Source organism: endosymbiont of Acanthamoeba sp. UWC8, assembly GCF_000730245.1.
Lineage (GTDB): Bacteria > Pseudomonadota > Alphaproteobacteria > Rickettsiales > Midichloriaceae > Jidaibacter.
Genome location: NZ_CP004403.1, coordinates 875,906 through 901,558, shown reverse-complemented (window position 1 = coordinate 901,558; position 25,653 = coordinate 875,906). Strand labels below are relative to the sequence as shown.

General features: G+C 38.0%; 26 protein-coding genes. 23 read left to right on the top strand and 3 right to left on the bottom strand.

Annotated elements, in window-relative coordinates; all coding sequences use genetic code 11:
* Positions 1-3: 3 nt before the first annotated feature.
* The 17 genes from I862_RS04395 (at position 4) to I862_RS04315 (ending at position 15,742) form a co-directional block, all read left to right on the top strand.
* Complete coding sequence (locus I862_RS04395) at positions 4-498, top strand: hypothetical protein (protein ID WP_038539328.1); 495 nt, start codon at positions 4-6, stop codon at positions 496-498.
* Complete coding sequence (locus tag I862_RS04390; protein WP_084173786.1) at positions 449-2,419, top strand: phage terminase large subunit family protein; 1,971 nt, start codon at positions 449-451, stop codon at positions 2,417-2,419. Before I862_RS04395 ends, I862_RS04390 begins: the two co-directional genes overlap by 50 nt.
* Positions 2,420-2,430: 11 nt before the next feature.
* A complete protein-coding gene (gene gpW / locus I862_RS04385) occupies positions 2,431-2,658 on the top strand; it encodes a gpW family head-tail joining protein (protein ID WP_038539325.1) in 228 nt (75 codons plus the stop codon).
* A 5-nt stretch (positions 2,659-2,663) separates the two neighbouring features.
* Positions 2,664-4,124 carry a phage portal protein gene (locus I862_RS04380; protein WP_038539323.1) on the top strand — a complete coding sequence of 487 codons (1,461 nt, stop codon included), beginning with the start codon at positions 2,664-2,666 and terminating at the stop codon, positions 4,122-4,124.
* Between the two features lie 11 nt (positions 4,125-4,135).
* Positions 4,136-5,287 carry a S49 family peptidase gene (locus I862_RS04375; RefSeq protein ID WP_052646420.1) on the top strand — a complete coding sequence of 384 codons (1,152 nt, stop codon included), beginning with the start codon at positions 4,136-4,138 and terminating at the stop codon, positions 5,285-5,287.
* A 17-nt stretch (positions 5,288-5,304) separates the two neighbouring features.
* Complete coding sequence (locus I862_RS04370; RefSeq protein WP_038539320.1) at positions 5,305-5,679, top strand: head decoration protein; 375 nt, start codon at positions 5,305-5,307, stop codon at positions 5,677-5,679.
* The gene (locus tag I862_RS04365; protein ID WP_038539317.1) at positions 5,680-6,711 is read left to right on the top strand and encodes a major capsid protein; all 1,032 of its coding nucleotides are present in this window, start codon (positions 5,680-5,682) and stop codon (positions 6,709-6,711) included.
* A 14-nt stretch (positions 6,712-6,725) separates the two neighbouring features.
* Positions 6,726-6,923, top strand: coding sequence for a hypothetical protein (locus tag I862_RS04360; RefSeq protein ID WP_038539314.1), 198 nt, complete (start codon positions 6,726-6,728; stop codon positions 6,921-6,923).
* Positions 6,907-7,242, top strand: a complete 336-nt coding sequence (locus I862_RS04355; protein ID WP_038539312.1) for a head-tail joining protein — start codon at positions 6,907-6,909, stop codon at positions 7,240-7,242. The genes I862_RS04360 and I862_RS04355 overlap by 17 nt, the downstream gene beginning before the upstream one ends.
* Entirely contained in the window at positions 7,214-7,846 is a 633-nt protein-coding gene (locus I862_RS04350) for a DUF6441 family protein (protein WP_038539309.1), read from the top strand. The genes I862_RS04355 and I862_RS04350 overlap by 29 nt, the downstream gene beginning before the upstream one ends.
* A 185-nt stretch (positions 7,847-8,031) precedes the next feature.
* The gene (locus I862_RS04345; RefSeq protein WP_148299485.1) at positions 8,032-9,546 is read left to right on the top strand and encodes a hypothetical protein; all 1,515 of its coding nucleotides are present in this window, start codon (positions 8,032-8,034) and stop codon (positions 9,544-9,546) included.
* Between the two features lie 105 nt (positions 9,547-9,651).
* On the top strand, positions 9,652-10,083 hold the full coding sequence (locus I862_RS04340) for a hypothetical protein (protein WP_038539305.1): 432 nt from the start codon (positions 9,652-9,654) through the stop codon (positions 10,081-10,083).
* A gap of 20 nt (positions 10,084-10,103) precedes the next feature.
* Entirely contained in the window at positions 10,104-11,078 is a 975-nt protein-coding gene (locus I862_RS04335) for a phage tail tube protein (RefSeq protein ID WP_038539301.1), read from the top strand.
* Entirely contained in the window at positions 11,038-11,628 is a 591-nt protein-coding gene (locus tag I862_RS04330) for a hypothetical protein (RefSeq protein ID WP_075260588.1), read from the top strand. Before I862_RS04335 ends, I862_RS04330 begins: the two co-directional genes overlap by 41 nt.
* Before the next feature lie 156 nt (positions 11,629-11,784).
* Positions 11,785-14,295, top strand: a complete 2,511-nt coding sequence (locus tag I862_RS04325) for a phage tail tape measure C-terminal domain-containing protein (protein ID WP_038539298.1) — start codon at positions 11,785-11,787, stop codon at positions 14,293-14,295.
* Positions 14,296-14,297: 2 nt separating this feature from the next.
* Positions 14,298-14,900 (top strand): DUF2460 domain-containing protein, encoded by a 603-nt coding sequence (locus I862_RS04320; RefSeq protein ID WP_038539295.1) that lies wholly within the window; start codon positions 14,298-14,300, stop codon positions 14,898-14,900.
* A complete protein-coding gene (locus I862_RS04315) occupies positions 14,897-15,742 on the top strand; it encodes a DUF2163 domain-containing protein (protein ID WP_038539292.1) in 846 nt (281 codons plus the stop codon). The genes I862_RS04320 and I862_RS04315 overlap by 4 nt, the downstream gene beginning before the upstream one ends.
* 125 nt (positions 15,743-15,867) lie before the next feature.
* On the opposite strand, the gene I862_RS04310 is transcribed toward I862_RS04315, so the two are convergent.
* On the bottom strand, positions 15,868-16,497 hold the full coding sequence (locus I862_RS04310; RefSeq protein WP_038539290.1) for a DUF3800 domain-containing protein: 630 nt from the start codon (positions 16,495-16,497) through the stop codon (positions 15,868-15,870).
* Between the two features lie 41 nt (positions 16,498-16,538).
* Between I862_RS04310 and I862_RS04305 the strand changes: the two genes are divergently transcribed.
* The 6 genes from I862_RS04305 to I862_RS04280 are packed head-to-tail and all read left to right on the top strand — an operon-like array spanning position 16,539 to position 22,557.
* On the top strand, positions 16,539-16,982 hold the full coding sequence (locus I862_RS04305; protein WP_038539287.1) for a C40 family peptidase: 444 nt from the start codon (positions 16,539-16,541) through the stop codon (positions 16,980-16,982).
* Entirely contained in the window at positions 16,970-20,698 is a 3,729-nt protein-coding gene (locus I862_RS04300) for a baseplate multidomain protein megatron (protein WP_038539285.1), read from the top strand. The genes I862_RS04305 and I862_RS04300 overlap by 13 nt, the downstream gene beginning before the upstream one ends.
* A 19-nt stretch (positions 20,699-20,717) precedes the next feature.
* Complete coding sequence (locus tag I862_RS04295; protein WP_052646418.1) at positions 20,718-21,428, top strand: DUF2793 domain-containing protein; 711 nt, start codon at positions 20,718-20,720, stop codon at positions 21,426-21,428.
* Positions 21,413-21,652 carry a hypothetical protein gene (locus I862_RS04290; RefSeq protein ID WP_038539282.1) on the top strand — a complete coding sequence of 80 codons (240 nt, stop codon included), beginning with the start codon at positions 21,413-21,415 and terminating at the stop codon, positions 21,650-21,652. Before I862_RS04295 ends, I862_RS04290 begins: the two co-directional genes overlap by 16 nt.
* Positions 21,653-21,670: 18 nt before the next feature.
* A complete protein-coding gene (locus I862_RS04285; RefSeq protein WP_038539279.1) occupies positions 21,671-22,123 on the top strand; it encodes a 3TM-type holin in 453 nt (150 codons plus the stop codon).
* On the top strand, positions 22,120-22,557 hold the full coding sequence (locus I862_RS04280) for a lysozyme (protein ID WP_038539276.1): 438 nt from the start codon (positions 22,120-22,122) through the stop codon (positions 22,555-22,557). Before I862_RS04285 ends, I862_RS04280 begins: the two co-directional genes overlap by 4 nt.
* On the opposite strand, the gene I862_RS04275 is transcribed toward I862_RS04280, so the two are convergent.
* Positions 22,554-24,017 (bottom strand): baseplate megatron protein TIM-barrel domain-containing protein, encoded by a 1,464-nt coding sequence (locus I862_RS04275; protein ID WP_052646416.1) that lies wholly within the window; start codon positions 24,015-24,017, stop codon positions 22,554-22,556. The two genes, I862_RS04280 and I862_RS04275, sit on opposite strands and share 4 nt — an antisense overlap.
* Positions 24,018-24,036: 19 nt before the next feature.
* A complete protein-coding gene (locus tag I862_RS04270; RefSeq protein ID WP_038539273.1) occupies positions 24,037-25,542 on the bottom strand; it encodes a PDC sensor domain-containing protein in 1,506 nt (501 codons plus the stop codon).
* Positions 25,543-25,653 lie beyond the last annotated feature (111 nt).

The following is a 25,653-nucleotide window of genomic DNA, read 5'->3' as shown; positions in this document are numbered from 1 at the left end:
GATATGGGAATATCCATACGTGCTTATGCAAGGATGCGCGAGATAAGCGATACTGCGGTACGTAAAGCAATTAAGGCAGGTCGTATTACACAGCTTACCGACGGCACTATAGATCCTGAGGTTGCAGATAAAGAGTGGCAGGCTAATACGGTAAAGAAAAGGCATATATCGGCTAAAGATAGTTTTTCTGAACAAGCCATGCCAAGCAGCACAACAACATTCATGCAAGCTCGCACTGCTAACGAAGTACTTAAGGCACAAACGGTTAAAGTAAAATTAAAACAACTTAAAGGTGAGTTAATTGATAGAAGGGAAGTAATTGCACATGTATTTAGATTAGCTCGTCAGGAGCGTGATGCATGGATGACTTGGCCTTCGCGTATTTCCTCTCAGATGGCATCGGAGCTGAAAGTAGATGCTCATAAATTGCATGTAATACTGGAGCGTTATGTCGGTAAACAACTTGAAGAACTCAAGCCGCCGAGTTTCGGAGGATGAATATGAAGGCTATGAGTATATTGAAGAAGCTTGGTATAGGGGCTTAAAGCCTGATCAGTTTTTAACCGTTTCGCAGTGGGCGGATAAATATAGAATGCTTTCTGCGAAATCAGCAGCTGAACCCGGGTTATGGCGTACTGACCGTACTCCTTATTTGCGTGAGATAATGGATCAGCTTTCCTCACATAGTCCGACACAAAAAGTAGTATTTATGAAAGGAGCCCAGATCGGCGGGACTGAAGCAGGTAATAACTGGATCGGTTATATCATTCATACTGCGCCTGGAGCTATGATGGCAATATCACCGACCGTAGAGATGGCCAAACGTAATTCCAAACAAAGGATTGAACCGCTGCTTGAGGATAGCCCTGAGTTAAAGATGAGAGTAAAACCTGCAAGGTCGAGGGATTCGGGTAATACGGTGTTATCTAAAGATTTCCAAGGCGGTGTACTGGTAATGACCGGAGCTAACAGTGCTTCAGGTTTACGCTCAATGCCGGCACGTTACCTGTTTATGGATGAGGTCGATGCATATCCCGGAGATGTAGAAGGTGAAGGAGACCCTATATTACTTGCTGAGCGCCGTAGTGCCACTTTCCAAAGCAGACGAAAAATATTTCTGGTAAGTACTCCGACATTAAAAGGTTTATCAAGGGTAGCCAGGGAATTCGAACATTCGGATCAACGTTATTATTATGTACCTTGCCCATATTGTAATCATTATCAGGTACTTAAGTTTTTACAACTTAAATGGCCTGAAGGAAATACTGCCGAAGTTAAATACCAATGTGAACATTGTGAAGAGCTGATTGAAGAACATTACAAGACTGAGATGCTAGGTTCTGGTTATTGGCAGGCAACTTCCATCTCGGACGGCACTACAGTCGGGTATCACTTATCTTCGCTTTATAGTCCGGTCGGATGGTTTGAGTGGAAAGATGCAGCTAAAATATATGAGCAGGCAAAACAATATCCTGAACTGATGAAAGGCTTTGTTAATACCGTGCTTGGTGAGCCGTTTGAAGAAGAGTATGAAGCGCCTGATTGGAAAGTATTATATGAGAGTAGAGAGAGTTATTCTATAGGTATAGTACCAAGAAGCGGGTTATTTTTAACCGCAGGAGTAGATATCCAAAAAGATAGAATTGAATGTGAGGTAGTTGCCTGGGGAAGAAATAAGGAAAGCTGGTCGGTGGATTATATAGTATTAAGCGGTAATACGGCTGAGGTAAGTGTTTGGCATAAATTAGATAATATTCTACAAAAAGATTGGTTACATGAGAGTGGTAATACCTTACCTATTAGAGTAATGGCGGTAGACAGCGGCTATGCAACTCAGGATGTTTATAATTGGGTTAAACAATACCCGCAAGGCATATGGGGAGGAAACGGAGCAAGGGCAAGTCAACCTAGAACAGTTATTGCGGTTAAAGGCAGGGATAGAGATACCGCACTTATCCTTGGTGTTTCTAAGGCTGATACCAAAGGACGTAAGCGAGGTTTAAGGGTTTGGAATATAAGCAGCACTATTGCTAAAATGGAATTATACCGCTGGCTTAAATTAAAAGGAGTGGAACAAAATAATGAAGCTAATCAAGTAGGTAAATGCCACTTCCCTCAGTACAGTGAAGAATATTTTAAGCAGCTCACTGCTGAAAGAAGAGTGATCAGGGTACATAGAGGATTCCCCAAAGCAATTTGGGAGAAGGATCCCAGCCGAAATAATGAGGCATTAGATACAAGGGTTTATGCAAGAGCTGCCGCAAGTATTTATGGGCTTGATCGTTTTTACGAACATCATTGGCAGGAGATGGAAGCAGCATTAGCAATTAGGGCTGAGATACTTCCTGAAATAGAAAAGCCAACAAAAAAAAGATTTGAGCAAAGAGCAATGGTGATCGCAAATGATCCTTATCTTTAAGGTAGCATATAATGACTGAAATTAAAGTCCTAAGGGAAAGATTAGATGAAGCGGAAACGGCTTATCATATGCTGTTAACGGGAACGAAAGAGGTTGCGGTAAATATAAGCGAGTATGGTTCGGTTACCTATAACCAAAGCAGTGCCGATAAGCTGGAGAAATATATATACCGTTTAAGAGCAGAGGTTAGCCGCAAAACAAGCGGTATTAAAAGAAAAGCAATATTTATAGAGTTTTAAGAATAATGGGGCAAGAGACTGCGCATAAAGCTGCATCGCGGAATATACGAGAATTAGCGAGCTGGCAGCCCCAAACGGGATCTCCGGATCAAGACCTTATACCCGAGCTTAGCACATTAGTTGCACGCTCACGCGATTTGGTGCGTAACCACGGGATTGCATCCGGAGCAGTTCAGACTCTAGTCGATAATGTAGTAGGTACAGGGTTAAGGCTTGCAGCCGTGCCCGATTACAAAGCATTAAATAAAGATAAAATATGGGCTGACGAATGGGCAAGGAGCGTAGAGTCTCACTGGCGAAGCTGGGCGGAAAGCACGGAGTGTGATGCGGCAAGGATGCTGACATTTGCAGGACTCACCACTCAAGTATTTCGCTCACTAATAGTAAACGGAGAGGCTCTTGCTTTTCCTCTATGGCTTGATGATAGAACGTTTAATACAACCTTACAATTAATTGAACCCGATCGTTTAAGTAGTCCTGAAGATAAACCTGACTCTAAATATTTAAGAGGTGGAATAGAAATTGATGATTACGGAGCACCACTGGCTTATTGGATAAGAAAAACGCACCCGGGCGATATTTTTAGTCTAGCTGAAGATAATAGTTGGGAGAGAGTGCCGGCTAGAACCAAGTTCGGTAGGCTTAGGGTATTACATATACATGATAAGGAGCGTACTGGACAAAATCGGGGTAAGCCGTTAATGGCAAGTATTATGCCGCTCTTTAAGATGCTTGATCATTATGAAAATAGTGAGCTGCAGGCGGCAATAGTCAATGCCATGATTGCGGCATTCATTGAAACCCCGCTTGACGGAGAGTCAATCTCCGAGATGTTCGGCGGCTCGGTTGATAATTATATATCTGCGCGTAATGAATGGAAGATTAAGCTGCAGGGAGGGGCAATAATTCCGGTATTCCCGGGAGATAAGGTTGCACCGTTTACACCAAGCCGACCTAATAGCGCATACGGGAACTTTGTTGAAAATATTTTAAGGCATATCGGTACCGGATTAAATCTTCCGTTTGAGTTATTAATGAAGGATTTTTCCAAGACTAATTATTCCAGTGCCAGAGCGGCCTTAATGGAAGCATGGCGGTTTTTTATCGGAAGAAGACAATGGTTAACCACCTATTGGGCAAAGCCTGTATATGAATTATGGCTTGAGGAAGTTATTGCTAAAAAGTTGGTTGAAGCTCCTAACTTTTATCAGAACAAAGCAGCTTGGACGAGAGCTAAGTGGATCGGAGCAGGCAGAGGTTGGATTGACCCTGTAAAAGAAGCCGAAGCTTCACGGATCAGGATGGAAAATAATCTTTCAACTCTAGAAGAAGAATGTGCTGCACAAGGTTTGGATTGGGAAGAAGTGCTAGAGCAGAAAGCGAGGGAAAAAGCAAAGATTGATGAATTAGGATTAAGTAGTTCGGAAGATAAATTATTTAACAAGAAAGAACAAAAAAAAGAATAGAGAGAATAAGCATGCGTATATGGAATAAGATAAGAGAAGAGGCATGGGCAATAACTGCAAGCTCTCTACATAATATATTAGATATTGCCGCTCGTAATAATGAGGCGCCGCATGTAGTTGCTGCACGCTTAGGTAAAGAATTGCAAAATACTTATACCATGAACATAAGAGACGGAGTAGCTATATTGCCGGTGGTTGGGGCATTATTCCGTTATGCTAATTTATTTACTAATATAAGCGGAGCCTCATCTTATGAGATTATTGGGCAAGATTTTAGGAAAGCAATAGAAGATGATCAGATAAAAGCAATAATACTTGATATTGATTCACCGGGCGGAGAAGTAAACGGTTGCGCGGAACTTGCCGACATGATTTTTGAGAAGAGAGGTAAAAAGCCGATAATCGCTTATGCTTCGGGGGATGCGGCTTCAGGAGCTTATTGGATTGCAGCTGCATGTGATAAGATTATAGTTTCCAAGACCTCGGCCTTAGGCTCTATCGGCGTAGTAGGTGTTTATCAAAATAATAGCAATGAAAAAGAAGTTGAGATTGTTTCTTCACAAAGCCCGTATAAACAACCTGATTTGGCTAGCGATGAAGGAAAGATAAGGCTACAAGCTCGGATTGATACAATGGCACAGGTATTTATAGAAAGTATTGCCAAGTACAGAGGAATTTCCGCTCAGGAAGTTATATCTAATTATGGTGCGGGTGATGTGTTTATAGGAGAAACGGCAGTAGAGAAAGGACTAGCCGATTATGTCGGCTCTTATGAAAAAATACTGACTGAACTAAATCAAGATAATCACACTTTAAGTTTAACTAACGAGGACAAAAAAATTATGCATAAGGAAAGCCGAGAACAAAATTCAGACTTTAAATCTATAGAAGAAATGAGGTTAGAAGAGAGAAAGCGTATTGAAGCTATACTTAACTCAAAGGCAGCTGAAAATCATATGGAACTTGCACGGCATTTTGCATTTGCAACCGATATCGAGGCAGATATTGCCATAGCCGCCCTTACTAAAGTCGTAACAACGGATAATACAAGCTTTATATCAGCGATGCAAAATATAAAAAACCCTAAAATAATTCCAAGCACTGATGCGGATGCAGACGCAGACGACATAAATGCACTGGCTAAGCGTATAGCCTCATATTAATAAAAACAGGAGAACAAATGACGGCAAGAGGATTTAGAAGTAGTGGAGAATATACTCCCGATAACTTATTTGCAGGAGAATTTCCTTCCGTGCAGAGAATGGAAACTATCGTAGGAGGAAAATATAAGCGCGGCACGGTTTTAGGAAAAATTACCGAAAGCGGCAGTTATAAAATATGTGAAAAGACGGATACCGACGGTTCTGAAAAGCCGGTAGCTATCTTGGCTGAGGATATTGATGCTAAACTAACTGAGGTGAAGGCTGCCGTGTATCATGCGGGAGAATTTAATTTTAATGCATTAATCTACGGCAAAAGTTTTGATGAAGATAGTATAAGAGAAGCTTTTCAAAGCTCATGTGCTATTTTCTTACGTAAGAATCAGGAGGCTTAAATGGATATTTTTTCTACTTTTGTATTAAACCGTACGGTCGAACACCTGGAACGCCCGGCTTCATTCTTATTGAATAGCTTCTTTGGTTCTATTCAAACCGAGGAATCGGAGGAAATACATTTTGATATAGATAAGTCAAAACCTCGCCTTGCACCTTTTGTATCACCGCTTATTGCCGGTAAAGTCGTAGCTAATGAAGGCTTTATGACTAAAAGCTTCAAGCCTGCTTATGTAAAAGATAAGCGCAGGTTTGATGCCAATGCTCCGCTTAAGCGCTCAATCGGAGAAACTATAGGCGGAAGTTTGCCTGCAGGGAGAAGGTTGGAAGCTGCAATAAGCAGAGCATTACACAATCAGCTTGAGAATCTTACCCGTAGAGAAGAAGTAATGGCAGCAGAGGCTTTATGCAAGGGTAAGATTACAGTAACGGGTGAAGATTATCCGACCGTAGAAGTTGATTTCCAAAGGGATGAGGCTTTAACTATAATTCTAACCGGTACAACCCGTTGGAGTAATGATAATGTTAATGTTTTAGAAGATATAGAAGATTGGGCGGCGTTAATTCAGGAAAAGTCGGGCGCGGTTGCCCGTACGATTATCATGGATCCTAAAGCTTGGCGGTTGTTTAAGAATAAACCGATTGTAAAAGAGATGCTTGATATAAGGAGGGGAACTAATTCAAGTTTAAGCATTACACCTATAGTAAGAGGACAAGGAGCTGAGAAAGCTAGATACGGGGGTGCAATCGGGGACTTTGACTTTTATGTTTATAATGATGTTTATGTGGATGATTCTGGTGAAATTAAAACTCTTCTGCCTCCGAATACAGTGATTATTGCGAGTCGTGAGCAGATCGAAGGGACTAGGTGTTATGGGGTAATCCAGGATGAAAAAGCAGGATATAGGGCACAGCATTATTTTACTAAATCATGGGTTGAGGAAGATCCTGCGGTAAGATGGTTATTAATGCAATCAGCCCCTCTTCTAGTGCCCTATCGCCCTAATGCTTCCTTTTGTGCTACGGTTGCTTAAATAGAGGATAAGATATGGAGATCATTGCTAATACTACTTTACTTACAAAAGACGGATATATACCTCCTAAAGAAAAAGTAACCCTTAGTGAAGAAGAAGCCCTTAGCTTAATTGAGAGAAATTTAGCTGTTTTAGTAAGCACTGGAATTAAGCCGGAGAAAGAGTATAAATCAAGGATTAAGCATAGTAAAATAAATGATAAAAGCATTTAACAAGGCTTTAAATATATTATTTATTAAGTTCGGTAAGTCTGCGGTTTATCTTGATAAGGAGGATAATAGCCATTTAATTACGGTTATTAAGCGACAACCCGATCAAGACTTACGATTCGGAGAGCTAACGGTTCATTGTTCTCCGAATCTACTTGAAGTAAGAGTGTCGGAAGTTTTTACTCCTAAGGTAGGGGAGAAGATAGTAGTAGATGATGAGACTTTTACTATCCAAGCAGAGCCTGAGCAAGATCGGCACCGGCTTATTTGGAGGCTTAATGTGGTAAAGAATTATGAAACTAAAAGCGGCATTATCAGGTGACTTGGCATCTTTTCTAAAGAATGAGAAGAAAAAAACAGCAAAAGCCGTAACTAAAGGTATATCGAGTGCTACGCTTGGTTTAAAGCAAGCTATGCAGCGTCAGGTTACAGCTTCAGGCTTAGGCATGAGGCTTGCTAAAAGCTGGAGGGGTGAGGTATATCCTAAGCAAAAGAATAGCTTAAAAGCAGCCGGTGTAGTTTACACAAAAGCGGAAAAGATAATGCAGAGCTTTGAGTTTGCTCATTATATCCGCTCAAATAAAGGTTTATGGATTGCCGTTCCTACTCCTAATGTACCAAAACGCTTACTATCTAAGCGCATTACTCCGCAAAAGTTTGAAAAATACATGGGGATTAAGTTACAGTTTGTTGATCGTAAGTATGGAGCTTCGTTGCTGGTCGCTAATATGAGAGCAAGTTACAGCAAAAGAACCGGAAACCACAGTTTTAAATCAGCTCACAATTTCGGTAAAGGTGCAAGCAGTGTGGTAATGTTTTGGCTGGTTCCGGCAGTCAAAATGCCCAAATTAATTAACTTTAAGCATAAAGCTAAAGTGTGGCACAATAAATTGCCTCAGCTGATACTTGAAAATTGGGTGGACTGATAAATTTAATATAATTGTATTTTACTTCTATTTTTGTTTGTTACATAGCTTGTTTAGGTGAATTAGTAATAATTTGCTAAATATCTGATAATAATTAAAGGTAAAATATGGATAAATCAAAATCATCTACTATAATCTCAACTAATATACAAAGAGGAAGAGGTAGCATCGCATCGCATGTTAATATGACCTTTAGAGAGAAAGAACAAAATGTTTATATACCACCCGATTATAATATAACATTTGAGCAATTACCCTACATTTTAAAGGATAGGGATAAAATACTTCCTAGTGCTTTGAAAAGAAATATAATACTCATAGATTTGACTTCTGATAGTGATAAAACTTTAGAAGAGCTAGTTAAATTAGTATATAGTACAGATAGTTTGCCTATGAAATTAGGTGTGTTATGTAGAATCAATGGGCATACAACCCCTTTTTGTATTGAAAAAGTTATTTATGATGATGATAATGAAGAAGTTTGTATTTATCATACTGATTCTGTAGTAATGGATTGTGACCAACAACCTTTAATGGTGAACTTAATAAAAAGCTTGTCGCAATTATCTACCGAAGAGGGAAAAAGATATGTCAAAATATTTTCACATGGCTTTTTAGATCCTAAAAATGAAATAAAAAGGGATTATAAGAGGCAATCTGATGGATACTCATGCCCAACTTTTTCTTTGTTTGATATCGAATTTATGTTGGAAAATAATTTTTTAGATTTTGCCAAAAAATATTCTTTTCCAGCTGATAGCGAAAACAATATCTATTGCTTAACCCGGTTACCGGAATATCTTATGTCTACTATACAATCCATAGAAGGTAGTAATGATGGAGGAGAAGTCGTACGTAAAGGTTTAAAAGGGATTATAGAAGATAAGAAATTAGATATAGACAAAGAATTTATTATCAATGGTGAAAGGTTAACACTCAGGACGCAATTTTCCCAGATTTTAGAATCCTTTGAACAAGAAAAAGATTCTGGAAGGCCTTTTAATCCTATTATTGAAATCTTGATTAGACGTTATTTTAAGGTTTATAAAGAAACTATGAGCCAACATAAGGAAGATGATTTAAAAAAAGAATACCTATTAGAATTAAATGAGAATGGTCAACCGGAAACTTCTGAAGAAAAGAAGAAGAGAAAAAGAATTGGCAACCAAGTACATACACTAGGTCTTTATTACGAAGAGAACCAACCTGAGCTTGAACCGAAAAAACTAAATATCCCTAAGCCTACTGTTAATAAATATGAATCGATAATTACAACAACACTTCTTGTAGCTATAGCTATATTAATGGGTTATAAAGTTGAAGAGGTGATTAACTTAAGTAAGATACATAGCATATCTGAGCTAGGAAATAGTATAGCTAATCTATTAAGTAGCAAAACAATTGAAGCAGCACCAACCTTTACTAACAATACTATCTTAAAACGTCTAAATGATATCAATCTTTCTGCTGAAGATGAGTTGTCCGATGATATAGAGGATGATACAAGAGCAATGAGAGAAGAGGGTAGTACAGAGTTCATACCTTTGTATATAAGCTCAATGGGAAGCACTTTAACTCGAAGTAGCTTCTCCTCAGGAAGCTCCGGTAGTGAACCAGAGCAGGAGAGTTGTACCCCAGGTTCATGGGTAGATAGAGCAACAGATAAAGGAAAAGAAAAAACAGGTTGTGGCAGAGGCTAAACTCTTTTCATTAAATTTTATAATAAAAATCCTTAAGCTAAACTTTCACACAAGTTTAGCTTATATTTATTTTTAACCAACAGCTTTTTAACAATATAAAATCCTATGCCAACCACCCGAGAAAGAGCATTATGTAACTTATGTTCATTTTTGCGGGAAGAGTTGAAAGGAGTAGTAGTGCTGCGTAATGAAGTGCTGCCTGCTATAATTCCTGAAGTCGGGCTAGTAATCATAAGAGACGGAGAGTTAAGCGAACCTGAGGTTATTCTTTCTCCCTTGCAATATATCTATCAGCAAAGGATTGAAATAGAAGTAATAGTTCAAGACCCAAGGCCTGATAAGCGGGATTATATACTTGACCAATTAATAAAGAGTATAGGGATAGCTTTATCAGGTAATCCAACTCTAAACGGTGCGATTGATTTCTTATCTATCGGGAATACAGAATTTACCACCGAAGCAATAGAAGGAGCTGCTGCAATAAAGCTCGCCAGGATAGCATTATATCTTGAATACACTCTAAACACTTTAATTTAAATTATAGAGAGAACAAAACTATGTCACGTGCCTATGGCTGGAATGCAGAGCTTCTGCTCGGCTTTGAAACAATTTATGGGAAAGCACCCGGAAGCTTTCATCAGGTTCCCTTTGTATCATCAAGCATTGATTCCGAGCAGGGACTAATTGAATCCAATGTTTTAGGTTTAGGGAGAGATCCTACCTCACCGTTTAGGGATATTATTAATATTGACGGAGATATAGTAGTTCCTATTGATCTGCGTAATATCGGGTATTGGCTTAAAGCAATATTCGGGGATTATTCGGTGGTAAAAACAGAAAGTTATATGCATACTTTTAAATCGGGAGCTTCATTTATACCAAGCTTAAGTTTGGAGATAGGTTTACCTAATGTTCCGGAGTATATATTATTCAGCGGAGTAAGAGCTAATTCAATTGCACTTGATTTCGGGCGTTCGGGAGAAGCTAAAGCAACTATAAATCTTATAGGACAAAGCGAATCTTCTAATGAGTCAAGCTCTGATACCAATCCGAATAAAGTAATTTATACTCGTTTTTCCCAATTCCAGGGAGCTATAAAACAAAGAGGGAAAGCACTGGCTGATGTGACGGGAGCAAGCTTAACCTACAGCAATAACTTAGAGAAAATAGAAACCATCCGTGATGACGGTAAACTTGACGGTATTGATCTTGGTATTGCTAGTCTTACCGGTTCGATTTCAGTCAGATACGGCGATAGCAGTTTAATGGATATTGCACGAATGGGAGAAGCAATTGATATAGAGCTTTCTTATACCATTGATGAAAAGAATAAACTTAAGTTTACCGCGCATCAGGTATATCTGCCTAAACCTAAACGAAGTATTACAGGACCGGGAGGAGTAGAAGTCTCTTATGATTTTCAAGGAGCTAAACATGAAGGGTTGGGTAATATGCTGGATGTAATATTAATTAATGATGTTGAGGATTATGATGTTAAGACTAACAATAGCAAAGGATCCCTATTCGGTTGATCTCGGTATGGGAGTAAAGCTTTCGGTCAGACCATGTACCGCAGCAGTATTTTATCAGGCGCGTGCATATATGAATCAGAAGCTGCAAAAATTCGGAGAAGATTATAAAGCAAAAAAAGAAGTCGGAGCATTAACTGCCGATACCTTAAATTTAGAGGATCAGGAAGTGAGGGAAGCATTAGCCGAACAATACCTAACCATAGGACTCGCAAGAGCAGGGATTATTTCCTGGGAAGGAGTGTTAAACAGTGATAATGATGAGCCGGCATCTGCTACTGCCGAAAAGATTGAAGAGTTATTCAGTAATTACTGGGTGATTGCCGAGAATTTTAGGCAGCAATATAATAGTATGCGGGAGTTGCTGGAAGCGGAAAAAAACTTATCCGCACCCGTGTCGGTTGGCACTTCGGAGACGGGGCAAGTTACTGCATCAAGTGCCGGGAGCAAAACCTCCCGTGTGCGAGGGGAGAAAAGAATAAAGAAGGTAAAAGATGCCCGTATCGGGAAAACGAACTCAAAACGCTTGAAGGATGGCAAGCGTGGGACATAATATGTAAATTATCCGCTCAAATACGAGAACATTTCCCAATTATCGAAGGGCTTAAACTTGCCGAGTGCTTAGGTTATGATACTACCGTTATGGCTGAATTATTACCTGAAGCGGCAATCGGGGTTGCTATAGCATTAAAAGACAGGACTTAAAACCATGGCACATGAGAAGAAATTATCTATACGCTTAAGTGCAGTAGGGGGAGAAAAGTTAGCTCGGGATTTTGATAAGCTTGGAAAAAGAGGAAAGCAAGCGTTTAATAAGATAACTGATTCTACTACTCCTGCGAGTATCGGGATAAAGGCGGTTGATGCATCGGCTCGAGCATTAAACGGAGTGTTTTCTCAAGCGGCGAGGCTAGTCGGAGCTTATGCAGGAATCCGTAGTTTATCCAAATCATTGGGGTTTATCTTATCTACCAATAGAGAATATGAACGTTTACAGGCAAGTTTAAAAACAGTTACCGGTTCAGTAGAAAATGCCGCTAATGCATTTAAGTTAATTGAAGAGTTTGCAAATTCTACTCCGTTTAACGTAGAGCAAATTACAACTGCCTTTATAAAGCTAAAAGCATTAGGTCTGGATCCTTCAAGAGAAGCATTAAGATCATACGGTAATACAGCTTCAGCAATGGGCAAGAACTTAATGATGTTTGTAGAGGCAATTGCCGATGCGGTAACCGGGGAGTTTGAGAGACTCAAAGAATTCGGGATTAAGGCTAGGACGCAAGGTGAAATAATTACTTTTACTTTCCAAGGGATAAGCACTTCGGTCGGTAAAAATGCCGCCGAGATTGAGCGCTACTTAAGAAGTATCGGTGAAGTGCAGTTTGCCGGTGCAATGGCGGAGCAAATGAATACCATAAACGGGGTATTCAGTAATATTCAAGATAACCTGGGAAGCTTTGTCCGTGAGATCGGTTCAGCAGGATTTAATAATGCCATACGTGAAGTAGCAACAAGTTTAAAGGAAGTAACCGAAGGAGGCAAAGAAACTGCTCAGGTTATAGGTAAAATGCTTGCAGGTGTTATAAGAAATGCAGCAAGTGCGGTTAAATTATTTACTCAACATATCGGTATAGCTGCGGAAGCACTAACTGCTTTGCTTATTGCAAGAACTGTGGCCAGTGCTATTACTATTATGAATATAGCCATTTTAGGTAATTTAGGCGCAATTGCAGGACTCAGGCTAATGGCACAAGTTTCTGTTCTTGCAGCAGCAAAAATGGTTATAGTAGAAGGAGCGGCAAAGCTTGCAACACTTGCCCTTACAGGGTTACGTAGTATGCTGTTCTTAGTGGGAGGAGCAGCAGGAGTAGCAGTACTTGCCGGGTATGCGCTTTATAAATTAACTAAAAGCCATGATGCTGCGGCTAAAGCTGCCAAAGATCACGGGATGGAGCTTGAAGAGCTGAAAGATAAACTTAAAATTACAACCAATGAAGTTGAGGATTTAACCCGAGCTACAAAAAATGAAGCTTTAGTACGTTTAGAAGAAAAGCTGAGTATTGCAAAAGATAATATCAAGAGTGTAACTAAACAGCTAAAGAATAGAGACATCACCAGTGTTTGGAATTACTGGACAAGCTTTAGTAAGGATTTAAAAGTAGAGCTAAAGCAAGTACGAAGTGAATTTAAGAACGGTAAATTATCGGCTGATGAATATAGCGAAGCATTATGGGAGCTTTCCACCCGTTATCCTGAATTTACTAAGCATGCAAAAGAAATACAGCAACAGGTATTAGCTTTAAAAGCTGCTGAACTTGCTGCAGCTCGTGCACGCGAACAGATTGAAGCAATAAAGTCGGGGAAAGCTGAGAATAAAAGTAAACCGATGGATCAAGCGTTTTCCAAAGCGCCCGAAAGTACTAAGCAGAATAGTCCGACTACAAACCGACAAGCTGATATACTTAATAGTATAGATAAAGCATATAATGCGGCATTTCCTCAAAGTGCAGTTGATAAAGCTAATAAATGGAAGAGTGAGACATTAGCCGGGCTTAAAGATGTAACCGCCGGATATGATGAATTCAGCGCTAAGGTAGAGCAAATATATAACCATATGATAGCTGAAGCCCGTGAGCAGGACTTGCAAAATTCTAAGTCTTGGGAAGACGGTATAAAACGTGGCTTAAACAATATAATAGAAGAAGCAGAAAACTTGGCTAATAGCACCGAGCGGCTGGTAAAAAATGCATTTACTGGTATGGAAGATGCTTTAGTGAGGTTTGTAAAGACAGGTAAGTTGGATTTCAAATCATTAGCTGATTCTATTATTACCGATTTAATTAGAATACAGATACAGCAAAACATAACCAAGCCGCTTGCACAAGCTCTCGGCAATTTTAACTTCGGCTCAATGTTCGGAGGTGCATCACAGTTTCATACCGGGGGTGTAGTCGGGGAAAGTGCAGTGCCTAATAGGTTTGTTCCCATAAAAATGTTTAATAATGCTCCACGCTTACACAGCGGATTAATGCCTGATGAGTTCCCGGCAATTCTGCAAAAGGGAGAAACCGTATTACCTAAAGGGGCAAATAAAGCAAACAGGGTAAATATAACAATGAACATAACTACTCCTAATATCAAAGGCTTTATGGAATCAAGAGGGCAGATCATGGCGCAGCTTGCAAGTGAAATGCAAAGATATAAATTTAGGAATGCATAAAAATGACTGCTTTTCATGAAGTGCAGTTCCCTCAAAACATAGCATACGGTGCAAGCGGAGGAGCTGAGTTTTATACAAATATTACAACTACGGTTGCAGGGTTTGAGCAGCGCAATATTAATTGGAAGAGCGCAAGAGGCAGGTGGGATATATCTACCGGTATAAAGAACAAGAAAGATATTGATGCAGTTATAGCTTTTTTTCGTGCTCGTATGGGTAGAGCTTACGGATTTAGGTTTAAAGATTGGTCTGATTATCAAAGTTTACATGAAAGTTTAGGTGTTGGAGACGGTAGGCAGGCAGAGTTCCAATTAGTAAAGCGATATTTAAGCGGAGAATATGAATATAAAAGAATAATAAAAAAGCCTATAATTGGAAGCGTTAAAATTTACCTTAATGATAAGCCGGTAACTTCAGGTTTTACTATTGATTATACTACGGGAATTATAACCTTCACTAAAGCTCCGAGTAAAAAGACTAAGATAATTGCCGACTTCGAGTTTGACGTACCGGTAAGATTTGATACCGATAGATTAAATGTTAGGCTTGAGAGATACGGACAATATGTATGGGATAGTATTCCGATCGTAGAGGTAAGAGTATGAGACCTATTTTACCTATACTTAAAGACCATTTATCATGTGAGGTAACCACTATTGTTACCTGCTGGAAGCTTTCTCTTATTGGGGGTAGAGTAATGGGGTTTACCGACCATACTTCAGATTTAAATATTGATACTGTGTCATATATAGCTGCCGGCGGGTTTAGCCCTTCCTCGATTGAAAATAAAGATAGTTTTGCGGTAGATAACCTTGATATTTGCGGAATTCTTGATAGCTCGGCAATTACCGAAGAAGATATAATTAACGGAATATACGATTTTGCAGAAGTTGAGGTATTCCAGGTTAACTATAATGATTTAGAGAGCGGAAAAATAATTGAACTGCGTGGTTGGGTTGGGGAAATAAGCATAAAAGGCAATCGGTTTATTGCAGAAATACGAGGTATCACTCAAAAATTACAGCAGAATATAGGAGAGCTTTATTCTCCAAGCTGTAGAGCAATATTCGGAGACTTACGCTGTAAGCTAAATGAAAATGACTTTAGCTTAACCGATATAGTATCAAATAGTACTAACAGGCAAACTTTTACTGCAAATAATGCAATACAAGCAGCAGGTTATTTTACCGCCGGTGAAATAGAATGGCTTAGCGGAGAAAACAAGGGCAGAAGAATGGAAATTAAAGAGTTTGTTGATAAGCAATTTACCCTTGCACTGCCTATGGCCAAGAACATTAAAGAAGAAGATAAGTTTAAAGCAATAGCCGGGTGTGATAAGTCTTTTGCTGCTTGCTGCAATAAGTTTAACAATGCGGTTAACTTTAGAGGAGAACCTTATGTACCGGGTATGGATAAAGTACTTGCGACTGCTGCAACTTCATATTAACAGGCTTTTATTTTCAAAGCTTGCAATAAAAGGCTATTTAGGGTATTATAATTCTAAGCAAGTGTAAGTTCCTTTGGTGTGGGGCTCCGTAGGTTCCTCGTAAATAGCATCTAAGGCATCTTGCTTTAACCGAATAAAGGACAATCTTCGATTATTAGTTTCTTTATTAGAGTATAATAGCTTTCATCATTCCTTTCATATTTTCTAAATGCAGCCCAGCTTATAAAATCAGCTGCTTGTAGAGCTTTTTCCTGTGCAGGGGTTTTAATTATAACCTCTATATCTGCGTGGTTTTTACTTTTAATATAATTTTTAAAATTTTCATTAAGGAAATAATTTGTTTCTCTTCTTGAGGCTATAAGAAAGATTTTCTCATTAGTAGGAATAAGTTTCTTTGAAAAAATTCTATCTAATAAAATATTGGTTACATAATTATAAAGTACAGGTTTCTCATTATGCAGATTAGTATAGACTTTATTTTTATTAAGCCTAATAAACATAACCGTAATCTCTAATTCTTTTAAGCTATTAAAAAGCTTAATTCTGGTTTTTGGTGATTCTTTATTACAATGAAGAACTCCGGAACAAGATTTTCTTTCCTTCTGAGGAAAAGATTGAAATATTTTTTTAACTACCTTTTCTATAGGCCTCTTATTAGTACAAAATAAAAATGATATTATAAAATGTTTAGAAGTTTTGGGTTTAGAAAAATTAAAACCCAAGCACCCGCTTTCATCCATAAATATATAAGCCATAGTATACTTTATTTCTACTCAAGCGTTCACCATAAACAAATATGACTAAAACTTCAAACTTAATTGTTGAGCAGGCGAGGACTTGGCTGGGCACAGCGTTTCATCACCAGGGAAGGATTAAAGGGATAGGATGCGACTGTTTAGGCCTTATTGTCGGAGTTGCAGATGAACTAAACTTAAAAGATAAAGACGGGATTAGATTAAGTTCCTACGATGAGATCAATTATTCCAAAGAACCTGATAGCAATCACTTAACGGCAAAGCTTATGAGTATATTGATTGAAGTACCTACTAGTGAGATAGAACCGGGAGACATAGGATTATTTCTGATTAACAATAACCCTCAGCATCTGGCAATCATAAGTAATTACGGAGGGAAGCGGGGTATAATTCATTCTGAGGCAAGAGCTCGTAAGGTTGTAGAGCATTATTTTGATGAAGAATGGAATGAAAGACTAACTAAAGTATTCAGATGGCAAGTATAGTTTTAGCAACAGCTGCAGGCTCAGGAGCAACAGCATTGGGAGCAGGGGCTTTTCTATCGGGAGTTGCAGGGCTTGCGGGTGCTTATCTGGGCGGGATGGTCGATCGTTCTCTATTCGGTGGAGGTAAAAACCACAATATCCATCAGGAAGGCTCACGCATGGCTGAGCTGATGGTACAGGTTTCCGTATACGGTAAAGTAATACCCATTGTTTACGGCAGTGGAAGGATTGCAGGTAATATTATCTGGTCGCTTCCCATAAAAGAGCATGTAAGTACTACAACTCATACCTCAGGCGGAGGTAAAGGCGGCGGGGGCGGCAGAGTAACAACTACTACTAATAGCTACTCTTATAGTGTTAGTCTAGCAATTGCTATTTGCGAAGGAGTGATTGATAAGATCACTCGTGCATGGGCGGATAGTATGCAGCTTAATTTAACCGAAGGCAGCTATACGCTTTATTTAGGTACCGAAGATCAAATGCCCGATAGCTTTATGGCATCATTTCATCCTGCAAATCAAATGCCCGGCTATAGAGGCATTGCTTATGTAGTAATTAAAGATTTTCCGCTCGCAAGGTTCGGTAACCGTATCCCTAATTTTACCTTTGAAGTACAGCGCACGGTTAAGCTGCCGGGAGATTTAGAGGACAAAATAAAAGAGATTACTTTAATCCCGGGAGCAGGAGAATATGTATATGACACCGTTATACAGGAAAAAACTACGGGAGCCGTTGATGAGTCAGGCAATTTCTTTCAGGCGGGAAAATCGGAAAAGATAAATAGGAACAATGTATCTTCTAAAGCTGACGTACTGGTTGCACTTGATGATCTTAAAACTACCCTTAAGAATGTAGAATGGGTATCGGTAGTGATTAACTGGTTCACGGATTCCAAAGATCCTGGGTTAGGTGTGATAAAGCCCGGGGTTGAGCATGAAGGCAGAAATACTAAAATTACTCCTGATGAATGGAGGGTCGGTAATTTTAGCAGAAGCAATGCTTATAAACTTTTATACTTTCCGCACGGCACGCCGACCTACGGAGGTACACCTACTGATAAAAGCATATTTAGGCTTTGTAGGGAACTAAAAAGCCGAGGCTATAAAGTGCTGCTTTATCCTATGCTGCAAATTGATACTATTACACCTGAATGTAAACCGTGGCGGGGTAGAATTATTCCTAACTCCGTTTCTGACGTACTTAAATTTTTTGAGCGGAAAAACGGTTATAATGGCTTTATACTCCATTATGTAAATATGAAAGAAGATAAGGAAGCTCTTAAAAATTACATAGATGCTTTCATGATAGGTTCCGAGCTGGTAGGACTTACGCAATATATGAGTGAGAGCGGAGTATTTCCTGCCGTAGATTGTTTGAAAAGTCTTGCAGGCTTAGTTAAAAAAGAAGTTGGAGAGAAGGTTAAGTTAATTTACGGAGCTGACTGGAGTGAATATCATTCCGTAAACGGTTGGTATAATCTTGATCCGCTTTGGTCGGATGAGAATATTGATATTATCGGTATTGATTGTTATTTTCCGCTCACTCCTGATTTACCGCAAAACCAAATTGATTATAAAAAAGTTTATGACGGTTGGACACAAGGAGAGGGCTGGGATTATTATTATATTGATTCGGTAAAACGTACCGGTAAAACCGATTATGGAAATGCTACTTATGCCTGGAAGAATATAAAGCATTGGTGGAGCGGTAAACACATTAACCCTGACGGCAGTAATACCGAGTGGCAACCTAAAATGAAACCGTTGTGGTTTACCGAGATAGGATTTTCTTCAGTTGACGGTTGTTCTAATCAGCCTAATGTGTTTTATGATTCATCTTCAAGTGAAAGTAATTTTCCGAGAGGCTCAAAAGGAAGGATAGATTTTTTAGCTCAAAGGAATGCCTTAAATGCCTCAATTGATTATTTGGATAGTTTGAGTTTAGAAGAACCGGGTTTAGTAGCAAAGAAATTTGTTTGGACTTGGGATGCAAGGCCATTTCCTTTTTGGCCGGATCTACATAGAGTTTGGGCGGATTATAATAATTGGAAGACAGGTCATTGGGTGCAGGGGAAACTCGGGCTTTCCAACCTCGGTCGGATTATTGCCGAGCTACTCGGTAAAGTCGGGTTAGATCCTACTATATATGATACCGGTCGCTTAAATAACATAGTTGAAGGGTATATAATTACTTCCCGGCAAACATTAAGAAGCATTCTTGAACAGTTAGCTATTGCTTATCCGTTTGATAGTGTAGAATCAGAAGGAATATTAAAGTTTGTAAAGCGCGGCGGTATTCCTTGTGCTGCCGTTGATTACAGTGAATTAGCAATCAAAGAAAACGATAGTGAAATTCTTACCCTGACGCGTACTCAAGAGCTTGATTTACCAAGACAGGTAGATATTATTTACCTTAATAAAACAAGAGGGTATCAATCGGCAGTTCAATCTTCGCAGAGACAAACCGTAAAGGCTGTCGATTCTTTAAATATTAATCTGCCCCTTATACTTTCAGATCAACAGGCAAAGAATATAGCGGATGTTTTATTATATAATGCATGGGTACAACGACTTCATTATCAATTTACCCTGCCTCCTAAATATATAACAATTGAACCGACCGATATCATTACCTTAAATAAAGAAGGAGTAATTCATTCTATTCGAATTACCTCGACTAAATTAACGCAAAGCGGAATGCAGGAAGTGACCGCAGTTGCCGAAGATATTACCGCTTATGACTTTTATATCCCAGCCGGTGTTATACCGTCTAACACCGAGCTTACAGCTAAAGTCTCTCCGAGCAGGTTAGAGCTGCTTGATTTACCTGCTTTCCCGACGGATAATGCAAGTGAAGCAGTTTTACGTTATTGCACGGTAGGTATGGGAAGCACTTGGGCAGGATCAGCAATATACTGCTCAAATGACGGAGGAGAAAATTACGAGCTTATACGCCGTATTACTACTCAAGCAACTATGGGAGCAGTAATGAATACTATACCGAGTACTCAGCACTATACTTGGGATAATGCAACTTGTATTGACATCATGCTTATTTACGGGGAGTTGCAGTCGGTTACTGAAATAGCAATACTTAACGGTGCTAATGCCTGTGTGATAGGAGATGAAATAATCCAGTTTAAGAATGCTATACTTATCGGCGACTTTCAATATCGCTTAAGCGGATTATTACGCGGAAGGTTAGGTACGGAAGGGGCAATGGAAAGCCATAAAATCGGGGAAAGGTTTATTCTACTTAACAGTACGGTTGCCAAAGAGTTAATGCCTCAATCGTCATTTAATATGTCAAAAGAATATAAGCCGGTAACTATAGAAGCATCGCTTAGTGATACCGAAGCACAAAATTTTACTTATTCGGCAAAAGCATTAAAGCCTTATTCACCGGTTCATATCAGAGGAGTACGTGATGAGAGCGGTAATATCATCATAAGCTGGAAACGGAGAACTCGTATAGGAGGAGACTGGCTTGATGGAGTTGATATACCGCTTGCTGAAGAGGTTGAGGCTTATGAGGTCGATATCATGGGTGAAGGAAAAATTAAGCGTACTATTTCAGGTATATCTAAGACTCAAGTAATTTACCCTATAGACCGGCAGATAGCAGACTTCGGCTTGGTACAAGATAAGATTACAGTTAAAGTTTATCAGCTTTCTGCAAGCATAGGCAGAGGCTATGCGGCAAATGCAACAATTTAAAAAATCTAAAGAGGTTTAAATGAATAATACTACACCCAGGCTTGGCCTTCCTTATATTTTACAATCTCAATCCCAAAAGGAAGTTACTCATAATGAAGCACTGAATATCTTAGATGTTTTAACTCAATCAGTGGTTGAAGATATAAATCTGAACAACCCTCCCGATAATCCGAGTATAGGTAAATGTTGGATTATCGGGGAATCACCCGTAGGAGCTTGGCAAGGCAAGGAAAAACATATAGCACAGGCAGGTCAAGGAGGAAGTTGGTTTTTTACCGCACCTTTTAAGATGCTGAAAGTATGGGTGGAGGCGAGTGAACAGTTTTATACTTATAACGGCTTAAATTGGGTGCCTGAAGGAGTAAAGAAGGCTAGTGAATTTTTAAGCATAGAGCAAAAAGATGAGAAAATTAATTTATTAGGCACTTCAGTTGATACAAATATAAAAATACCTAAGCGTGCTTTAGTGATTGCCGTAAATACATGGGTTCATGCGGAAGTTAAAGGGGTAAGCTCATTTAATGTCGGTGTACCTGATGAGAAGAACAGGTACGGGGATAAAATCGGCATATCTCTAAATACTACTAATATCGGAGTAAGTTATCACCCGATTGCTTATTATAATGATACTCCTGTAAGGGTTGCCGCAAATGACGGTAAATTTAGCGGAGGAAGCGTGCAGATTACAATACAGTATTTTAAACCTAGAGGAGCATGGAATTGGGAGTAAATAAAACCAAAGTTACTGAAAAAGAACTGATAACGAAAATAGTCGTAATGCAGTTACAAATCGAAAACCTCACCAAAGCTTTAGATGTTCTAACCCAAGAAGTTAAGATATTAACTGCCTTTGCCGATCAGGGAAGGGGAAGTTTACGTATGCTTTTATTTTTAGGTGCATTATGGACGGGAATTATTGCGTTCTTAAGTTTTATAGCAGGGCATTCCAAGTAAAATAGGAGAAGTATAATTATGATGACATTACTTGGAACTTTACTTGGGTTCTTAGGTTCAATTTTTCCTGAAATAATTAAGTTATACAAAGATGCGACAGATAAAAAGCATGAAGTTACATTGCTTAAGATGCAGATGGATTTCCAAACTCAGGGACATAGAGAGCGGCTAGAGGAAATTAACATACAGGCGGATGTTGCGGAAAGCCAAGCGATTTACAGGACATATACCACTAAGATTACTTGGGTGGATGCATTAAACGGAACGGTTCGTCCCATCATTGCTTATTCGTTTTTTACCCTTTATGTGTTAATAAAATTTATGTCTTTTTTAGCATTGCCTGAGGTTGGCGTTCCTTTTATAGTAGTTTATCAAACACTATGGACTGAAGATGATGCCGTGATATTTGCCGGTATAATCAGCTTTTATTTCGGGCAGCGTGCATTAGCCAAGGCAAGAGTCGGCAGATGAGATCTATTACTCAAGAAGGGTTGAATCTAATCAAACATTTTGAAGGGTTTTCGGAAACCTTATATATTTGCCCGGCAGGATATCCGACTATCGGGTATGGCCATATGGTAAAAAACTATGAAAAGTTTCCAGAGGTTATTACCAAAGAAGCAGCAGAAAAGTTATTAAAACAGGATCTTAAAATTGCCGAGCATGCGGTTCTGCGCTTAATTGCAGTGCCCCTGTCTGACATGCAGTTTAATGCGCTGGTATCCTTTACCTTTAACTTAGGTGCAGGAGCACTTCAAAGATCCACTCTTCGTTTAAAGGTAAACCGAGAAGAGCATGATGAGGTTCCGAACCAATTACAGCGGTGGATTTGGGCAGGAAACAGAAAACTAAACGGCTTAATAAAACGCAGAAAAGCTGAAAGTTTGATGTATAGCGGTTATTAAGTCTTGTTTTTAAACCTATCAATTAATAAAATAATTAAAACTATTATGCCTATTATAAAAAATGGATAGTAAACATTTGATTGCACATCGGTATTGCTTGCTTTTACCCAATGACCATAATTGTAATTAATTGCATCGGAATAATAGCTAGGATATTTGTAAAACTTATGTCTGGCATCAATAGCATATATATAAATATCTTCAGGATTAACTAACCCCTTGTTTACCGGCTCAGATGATTTATCCTTCCAATAATCTATAGTAGCTTCAATAGCTAGGTTTTGTGCTTTATAATTAACTTTTTCTTCTGACCTTATCGGTGCTTTATAGCTACTTTGATTAATATCGGTAAAAAAGTTTGGTTGGTTTGTGCAGCCGTCAATAGAGGGAAAGCCTACTTCTGTAAAAACTATCCTTTTCATTTTTGGTTTCCAATCAGTATACTTGCCATCCGGGTTTATATGGTAATTTTTCCACCAATACTCTATATTTTTTATAGCCCATTTCGGTGCTAACGGATGCTTAGTTCCTTTTGTATCTTTAAAATAGTCAAAATACTCTCCATATTCCCAACCTTTTCTAATTATCTTATATGTAATTTCTTTTTGGGGTAGATTATCTGTTAAGGGGAAATAAGCATTAATGCCTATAAACGAAATATCAGGAGAGACCCATAACTTATCTAAATGGTACCAACCTCCTTCAGTATGATGGTACTCATCCCAATTAGCGGCATAAGTAAGTTCAACTTTATCGCCTACTAAAGTTTTAACTTTTGAAGCTAAGTTTATCATCTTATCAACTGCTTTAAAGTTATCTTTATCATCTTGGTATTTTAATAACTCTTTAAATTCTGAGCCGATAATAAACTTATCTATATAATCTGTAATTCTTTTACCTTGGTATTCTAAAGAAGCATAATGAAAGATGAATTTATTATACTGATTAAAAAAATGTTTAATTTCAGATGAAGAGTTAGCCTTAATGCTTCCTCTCCAAGGTTTGCCTGGTAAATCAATGTAAAGCATTGGATAAAGCATAACATTGTACCCATTGTTATAAAGCAATTCACAAGCTTCAATTACTGATTTATCACTTGGAGTACCACCCCAGTTTGGTATACCGTTTACTTGAAGAACTGGCTCAGCCGTGTTTCTTGTATATTTATCTACCTTCCAGTCCTCTCCTTTAACCGGAGATTTACTTTCAACTTTCGGTATTATTTTTATATTTTTGGCTTCAGTCGTATTTGCAAACCAGCCAACAACTAATGATATATTTTTAAGCTCCGGAAAATTTTGTTTGAGTTGCTTAACTGTTAAAATAATATTTGATTCGTTAATTCCATTTACAGCATTTATAGGATCGCCTTTATAGTCATATACTATACTAGCTGAGTAAACAAATTCTCCTGAGCCGGGAATCATTACTAATGACTTAATTTTATTGTTTAAATTCATAGAAGCCCCTAAAACTTATTTACTTCAAGCTAATATGTTTTTTAATATTTTCTTCTATGGAGAATTGCTTATCTTGTATTTCAAGAGGAAATTCTAAGGTTAAAGTCAATTTATCTTCCAACTCAAATAGCTCTACATTACCAAAGTTTATCTGTGCCAATAACTTTATTTTATAATAGTATAATATTTCATTCCTTAATTTTGTGCTTGTTAAGTTATTTATATTTTTTGGCACTCCTGAGAATGTTAAGAGAATTCTAGAATCTTCTAAAGTAGTAATTTCCACTTCAGAAGAATAATGCTCATTTTTAAGATCAAAATAAGCATTTATTAAGTCTATCATCTGATAAAAAGGCTGAACATATACTTTTAAAGTCCAGTCTGATTCCGAACATTTAAATTTTAAGAATTGAGTTAAATTTAGTTTGAGGTCATTAAGCTTTATAGTACCCTTCTTATCTTTTAAGCTATATAAATTTTGCTTCAATAAGGTTAAAAGTGAATTAATAATATAAATATTATCAGCTGTATTAATATGCAGCTCTTTAAGAGTAGTAATATATTCTTCATTTAAATTAATGCTTTTATCATTAATTAAATCAATTATTTCTTGCCCTAAATGTGCAGTTTCTAATTCATTTTGACTAACTTCTTTAATTAACTCCTCTACTATTTTTTCTACATTAGATATATTAAACCGGTAATCTTTAATCAACTGTGAAACTTTAATTAAAATATCGGAAGCTATTTCATAACTATCAGAAAGCGAATTATTTTGAAATTGTTCTATTTCCGGTTGGCTGCTACTAAATAACTGACGATAAAGCGCTATCATTTTGTTTTTTCCTTTCTGTATTTTCAAAAAGATTGCCACTAAAACTAAAAAGACAATATCCCAAGGAAGAATGAATTTGAAAAAATCTAAATAAAATTCCTTATTGGGTATTATCCCAAGCTCGTAGACAGTATTATTTAGTTCTATACAAAGCGGTTTGGAAATTGCTTGATTAATAGTATATATTTTATGGTCATCTTCCATGGGTTTCAAAGAACTTGCCTTAAAATTTAAATATTTATGGCGGATCAGTGAGCTATAAAAATCTTTGGTATCAAGCCCTATAATGATTATTCCGTAAATGGTATCATTATATTCAAGCGCTTTACTAAAAGGTATAGCTTGTGTATTGGATATTATACCTTCTACTAACTTACCTTGATGTACTATGTTAGGATTTTGTAAAGATTGCTTAAAATAGTCTCTGTGCCGTATAGAGCAATTATTTGTTGAACATGGTTGGGTTGCAAATATTATCTTACCTTGTAGATCGGCAATAATGATATTACTGAAATCAAAAGTATCATTTCCAAGATTTGCTTTTAAAATTTCAAGGTGGCTATCCAAATCATTTATTGCATCAAACCCTGCTACTTTAAAGTAACTACTGATTAAATTAATTTGTGAATTAATTTGTGCAGCTTTTTTATCAAGGTTTTGTTCTAGTATCTCAAATGTATTTTTTTGCATATCTCCAACTTTAAATAGAAAAACAGCACTTAATATGATATTGAGGATAAATAGCAAGCTGCAAACAAGTAAACATTTTCTTAACATTCTTGATAATAAATTAAAAATTAT

What these genes read in the sequence shown, in the direction of transcription:
- I862_RS04395 (WP_038539328.1), top strand. Translation starts at nt 4, where the DNA reads ATGGGAATATCCATACGTGCTTATGCAAGGATGCGCGAGATAAGCGAT.
- I862_RS04390 (WP_084173786.1), top strand. Translation starts at nt 449, where the DNA reads ATGTCGGTAAACAACTTGAAGAACTCAAGCCGCCGAGTTTCGGAGGAT.
- gpW (WP_038539325.1), top strand. Translation starts at nt 2,431, where the DNA reads ATGACTGAAATTAAAGTCCTAAGGGAAAGATTAGATGAAGCGGAAACG.
- I862_RS04380 (WP_038539323.1), top strand. Translation starts at nt 2,664, where the DNA reads ATGGGGCAAGAGACTGCGCATAAAGCTGCATCGCGGAATATACGAGAA.
- I862_RS04375 (WP_052646420.1), top strand. Translation starts at nt 4,136, where the DNA reads ATGCGTATATGGAATAAGATAAGAGAAGAGGCATGGGCAATAACTGCA.
- I862_RS04370 (WP_038539320.1), top strand. Translation starts at nt 5,305, where the DNA reads ATGACGGCAAGAGGATTTAGAAGTAGTGGAGAATATACTCCCGATAAC.
- I862_RS04365 (WP_038539317.1), top strand. Translation starts at nt 5,680, where the DNA reads ATGGATATTTTTTCTACTTTTGTATTAAACCGTACGGTCGAACACCTG.
- I862_RS04360 (WP_038539314.1), top strand. Translation starts at nt 6,726, where the DNA reads ATGGAGATCATTGCTAATACTACTTTACTTACAAAAGACGGATATATA.
- I862_RS04355 (WP_038539312.1), top strand. Translation starts at nt 6,907, where the DNA reads ATGATAAAAGCATTTAACAAGGCTTTAAATATATTATTTATTAAGTTC.
- I862_RS04350 (WP_038539309.1), top strand. Translation starts at nt 7,214, where the DNA reads ATGAAACTAAAAGCGGCATTATCAGGTGACTTGGCATCTTTTCTAAAG.
- I862_RS04345 (WP_148299485.1), top strand. Translation starts at nt 8,032, where the DNA reads ATGACCTTTAGAGAGAAAGAACAAAATGTTTATATACCACCCGATTAT.
- I862_RS04340 (WP_038539305.1), top strand. Translation starts at nt 9,652, where the DNA reads ATGCCAACCACCCGAGAAAGAGCATTATGTAACTTATGTTCATTTTTG.
- I862_RS04335 (WP_038539301.1), top strand. Translation starts at nt 10,104, where the DNA reads ATGTCACGTGCCTATGGCTGGAATGCAGAGCTTCTGCTCGGCTTTGAA.
- I862_RS04330 (WP_075260588.1), top strand. Translation starts at nt 11,038, where the DNA reads ATGTTAAGACTAACAATAGCAAAGGATCCCTATTCGGTTGATCTCGGT.
- I862_RS04325 (WP_038539298.1), top strand. Translation starts at nt 11,785, where the DNA reads ATGGCACATGAGAAGAAATTATCTATACGCTTAAGTGCAGTAGGGGGA.
- I862_RS04320 (WP_038539295.1), top strand. Translation starts at nt 14,298, where the DNA reads ATGACTGCTTTTCATGAAGTGCAGTTCCCTCAAAACATAGCATACGGT.
- I862_RS04315 (WP_038539292.1), top strand. Translation starts at nt 14,897, where the DNA reads ATGAGACCTATTTTACCTATACTTAAAGACCATTTATCATGTGAGGTA.
- I862_RS04310 (WP_038539290.1), bottom strand. Translation starts at nt 16,497, where the DNA reads ATGGCTTATATATTTATGGATGAAAGCGGGTGCTTGGGTTTTAATTTT.
- I862_RS04305 (WP_038539287.1), top strand. Translation starts at nt 16,539, where the DNA reads ATGACTAAAACTTCAAACTTAATTGTTGAGCAGGCGAGGACTTGGCTG.
- I862_RS04300 (WP_038539285.1), top strand. Translation starts at nt 16,970, where the DNA reads ATGGCAAGTATAGTTTTAGCAACAGCTGCAGGCTCAGGAGCAACAGCA.
- I862_RS04295 (WP_052646418.1), top strand. Translation starts at nt 20,718, where the DNA reads ATGAATAATACTACACCCAGGCTTGGCCTTCCTTATATTTTACAATCT.
- I862_RS04290 (WP_038539282.1), top strand. Translation starts at nt 21,413, where the DNA reads ATGGAATTGGGAGTAAATAAAACCAAAGTTACTGAAAAAGAACTGATA.
- I862_RS04285 (WP_038539279.1), top strand. Translation starts at nt 21,671, where the DNA reads ATGATGACATTACTTGGAACTTTACTTGGGTTCTTAGGTTCAATTTTT.
- I862_RS04280 (WP_038539276.1), top strand. Translation starts at nt 22,120, where the DNA reads ATGAGATCTATTACTCAAGAAGGGTTGAATCTAATCAAACATTTTGAA.
- I862_RS04275 (WP_052646416.1), bottom strand. Translation starts at nt 24,017, where the DNA reads ATGAATTTAAACAATAAAATTAAGTCATTAGTAATGATTCCCGGCTCA.
- I862_RS04270 (WP_038539273.1), bottom strand. Translation starts at nt 25,542, where the DNA reads ATGCAAAAAAATACATTTGAGATACTAGAACAAAACCTTGATAAAAAA.